This is a genomic window from Vibrio glycogenivorans, assembly GCF_051660965.1.
Classification (GTDB): domain Bacteria; phylum Pseudomonadota; class Gammaproteobacteria; order Enterobacterales; family Vibrionaceae; genus Vibrio.
Genome location: NZ_JBPVIS010000029.1, coordinates 1 through 4,703 on the forward strand (window position 1 = coordinate 1; position 4,703 = coordinate 4,703).

The window sequence follows — 4,703 nt, forward strand, 5'->3', positions numbered from 1 at the left end:
GCTCCTGTGTCCACTTCAAAACGAACGATATCATCACTACCCGTGGTCGCATCAATGCTGCCTGTCACCACTAGCGCGTCACTATCAGGACTATTGCCATCCACCAAATTCGCTTCATCAAATGAGGCAGGGCTGACCCCAGTGATTACTGGGTCTTGACCATCTTCAATGTCAATGCTGGCAACTGGCATGTAGGTATCGCCATCACCATCGATAATGGTGACGGTCACCGAAGTGCTGAGGATTTCTTCACCGCTATGGTCTAAATCGCGGTTTGGCTCGAAGTACATCTCACCGGTCGTCTTGATATAAACCGTGCCATCTTCAACAGCAAAGTCTTGGTATTCTGGGTCTGCTTGGTCGAGAACGAATGGCTCGCTGGTTGCATCACCTTGATAGACAAAACTCACTACCGAGGCACCTTCCGCACCTTCTGTCGACAAGAAGTCATGTACGTCCGTGGCGCTATCGCCCGATGTGACCGGCTCAGTCACCTCTAGCGCCGCAGTCGTGCTCGCTACCGTCGCCTCATCATCGACAATAGTAACCGCGATATTAGTCAGCGGGGTTGACTCAGATGGGTCGCCATCACTATCGACGGCAAACACAGGCAAGTTAAACGACAGTTGGTCGTCTTCGCTCGAATCATTCTCATGATCAATGGGCTCAAACAGCTCAATACTATAGTTGCCATTTTCATCAATAGAGACCTGGAAGATGTCCACCACGCTATTATCGTCTAACGTAACGGTCGCATCGTAAACGTACGACACCATACCGGAAACCGGATCCGTCACGACATTCGCTGAGCCTAAGACAACCGGTTTACCCAGTGCCTCAATCGGTGTTTCTGAATTGAAGGCTGCAGTATCCACTTCAAAGCGAGTGATATCGTCACTGCCCGTGGTTGCGCTGATACTGCCTGTCGCCACTAACGCATCGCTATCAGGGCTATTACCATCGGCTAAGTTCGCCTCATCAAATGAAGCAGGACTGACCGCTGTGATAACAGGGTCCTGACCATCTTGAATATCAATATTGGCCACAGGCATGTAAGTATCGCCATCACCGTCGACAATGGTGGCTGTTACAGAAGTGCTAAGAATTTCTTCGCCACTATGGTCTAAATCTCGACTTGGTTCGAAGTACATCTCGCCAGAAGTCTTGATATAAACCGTGCCATCTTCGACAACAAAGTCTTGGTATTCTGGGTCTGCTTGGTCGAGAACGAATGGGTCACTGGTCGCATCACCTTGATAGACAAAGCTCACAACGGAAGCGCCATCCGCCCCTTCCGTCGACAAGAAGTCATGCACTTCAGTCGCGTTATCACCCGATGTAACCGGCTCTGTCACCTCAAGGTCAGCAACCGTACTCGCTACCGTCGCTTCATCATCGACAACGGTAATCGCAATGTTGGTCTGCGGTGTCAACTCAGATGGATCGCCATCGCCATCCACGGCAAACACTGGCAAATTAAACGACAGTTGGTCGTCTTCTGACGAGCCATCCTCATGATCAATCGGCTCAAACAGTTCAATGCTGTAATTACCGTCTTCATCGATGGATACTTGGAAGATGTCGACAACCGTATCATCGTCTAAGGTTACTGTTGCATCATAAACATAAGAGCTTATGCCACTGACTGGGTCAGTCACAATCGAAGGGCTGCCCAGTATAACCGGCTTACCAAGTGCTTCTATTGGTGAGGTGCTATTGAAACTAGCGGTATCTACCTCATAGCGAACGATATCATCACTACCCGTTGTTGCACTGATACTGCCTGTCGCCACTAGTGCATCACTATCAGGGCTATTACCATCGGCTAGGTTAGCCTCATCAAATGAGGCTGCATCAACCGCAGTAATTACAGGGTCTTGACCATCTTCAATGTTGATATTGGCGACTGGCGTATAGGTGTCACCATCACCGTCGATAATGGTGGCTGTCACAGAGGTGCTAAGGATTTCCTCACCACTATGGTCTAAATCTCGACTTGGTTCGAAGTACATCTCGCCAGAAGTCTTGATATAAACCGTACCATCTTCGACAGCAAAGTGTTGGTACTCTGGGTCTGCTTGGTCGAGGATAAATGGATCGCTGGTTACGTCACCTTGATAGACAAAGCTCACAACAGAAGCACCATCAGCACCTTCCGTCGACAAGAAGTCATGCACATCCGTCGCGTTATCACCTGATGTGACCGGCTCAGTCACCTCAAGATCAGCAGTGGTGCTCGCGACCGTCGCCTCATCATCGACAACAGTCACCGTAATGTTGGTCTGTGGCGTCAACTCAGATGGGTCACCATCACTATCGACGGCAAACACCGGCAAGTTAAACGACAGTTGGTCATCTTCTAAAGAGCCATCCTCATGATCAATCGGCTCAAACAGCTCGATGCTGTAATTACCGTCTTCATCGATGGATACTTGGAAAATGTCGACAACCGTATCATCGTCTAAGGTGACTGTTGCATCGTAAACATAAGAGCTTATGCCACTGACTGGGTCAGTCACAATCGAGGGGCTGCCCAGTGTAACTGGCTTACCAAGCGCTTCTATCGGTGAGGTGCTATTGAAGCTAGCGGTATCTACCTCATAGCGAACGATATCATCACTACCAGTTGTTGCATTGATACTACCTGTCACAACCAGCGCATCGCTGTCAGGGCTATTCCCATCCACCAAATTCGCTTCGTCAAATGAGGCTGCATCAACCGCTGTAATGACGGGGTCTTGACCATCTTCAATCCTGATATTGGCAACTGGCATGTAGGTATCGCCATCACCATCGATAATGGTGACGGTCACCGAAGTGCTGAGGATTTCTTCACCGCTATGGTCTAAATCGCGGTTTGGCTCGAAGTACATCTCACCGGTCGTCTTGATATAAACCGTGCCATCTTCAACAGCAAAGTCTTGGTATTCTGGGTCTGCTTGGTCGAGAACGAATGGCTCGCTGGTTGCATCACTTTGATAGACAAAACTCACTACCGAGGCACCTTCCGCACCTTCTGTCGACAAGAAGTCATGTACGTCCGTGGCGCTATCGCCCGATGTGACCGGCTCAGTCACCTCTAGTGCCGCAGTCGTGCTCGCTACCGTCGCCTCGTCATCGACAATAGTAACCGCGATATTAGTCAGCGGGGTTGACTCAGATGGGTCGCCATCACTATCGACGGCAAACACAGGCAAGTTAAATGACAATTGGTCATCTTCTAAGGAGCCATTCTCATGATCAATCGGCTCAAACAGCTCAATACTGTAGTTGCCATTTTCATCAATAGAGACCTGGAAGATGTCCACCACGCTGTTATCGTCTAGCGTAACGGTCGCATCGTAAACGTACGACACCATACCGGAAACCGGATCCGTCACGACATTCGCTGAGCCTAAGACAACCGGTTTACCCAGTGCCTCAATCGGTGTTTCTGAATTGAAGGCTGCAGTATCCACTTCAAAGCGAGTGATATCGTCACTGCCCGTGGTTGCGCTGATACTGCCTGTCGCCACTAACGCATCGCTATCAGGGCTATTACCATCGGCTAAGTTCGCCTCATCAAATGACGCAGGGCTGACCGCAGTGATAACAGGATCTTGACCATCTTGAATATCAATATTGGCCACAGGCATGTAAGTATCGCCATCACCGTCGACAATGGTGGCTGTTACAGAAGTGCTAAGAATTTCTTCGCCACTATGGTCTAAATCTCGACTTGGTTCGAAGTACATCTCGCCAGAAGTCTTGATATAAACCGTGCCATCTTCGACAACAAAGTCTTGGTATTCTGGGTCTGCTTGGTCAAGCACAAACGGCTCGCTGGTCGCATCACCTTGATAGACAAAGCTCACAACGGAAGCGCCATCAGCACCTTCCGTCGACAAGAAGTCATGCACTTCAGTCGCGTTATCACCCGATGTAACCGGCTCTGTCACCTCAAGGTCAGCAACCGTACTCGCTACCGTCGCTTCATCATCGACAACGGTAATCGCAATGTTGGTCTGCGGTGTCAACTCAGACGGATCGCTGTCACTATCTACCGCAAACACTGGCAAGTTAAACGACAACTGGTCGTCTTCCAGGGAGTTATCTTCATGATCAATCGGCTCAAACAGCTCAATGCTGTAGTTACCATCCTCATCAATGGAGACTTGGAATATATCAACGACACTATCGTCATCTAGCGTGACGGTGGCGTTATAAACATAAGACGTTGTGCCGCTGACTGGGTCAGTGACAACCGAAGGACTGCCTAATGTAACCGGCTTACCGAGTGCTTCTATCGGTGAGGTGCTATTGAAACTAGCGGTATCTACCTCATAGCGAACGATATCATCACTACCCGTTGTTGCACTGATACTGCCTGTCACCACCAACGCATCGCTGTCTGGGCTATTACCATCGGCTAAGTTCGCCTCATCAAATGACGCAGGGCTGACCGCAGTGATAACAGGATCTTGACCATCTTGAATATCAATATTAGCCACAGGCATGTAAGTATCGCCATCACCGTCGACAATGGTGGCTGTTACAGAGGTGCTAAGAATTTCTTCACCACTATGGTCTAAATCTCGACTCGGCTCGAAGTACATCTCGCCAGAAGTCTTGATATAAACCGTACCATCTTCGACAGCAAAGTCTTGGTACTCTGGGTCTGCTTGGTCGAGGATAAATGGATCGCTGGTTACGTCACCTTGATA

At 49.4% G+C, this 4,703-nt stretch carries 1 protein-coding gene; it reads right to left on the reverse strand.

Annotated elements, in window-relative coordinates; genetic code table 11:
• Positions 1-4,703 (reverse strand): T1SS-143 repeat domain-containing protein (locus ACSTTG_RS24090; protein WP_438476612.1); only part of this gene is annotated, 4,703 nt, incomplete at both ends.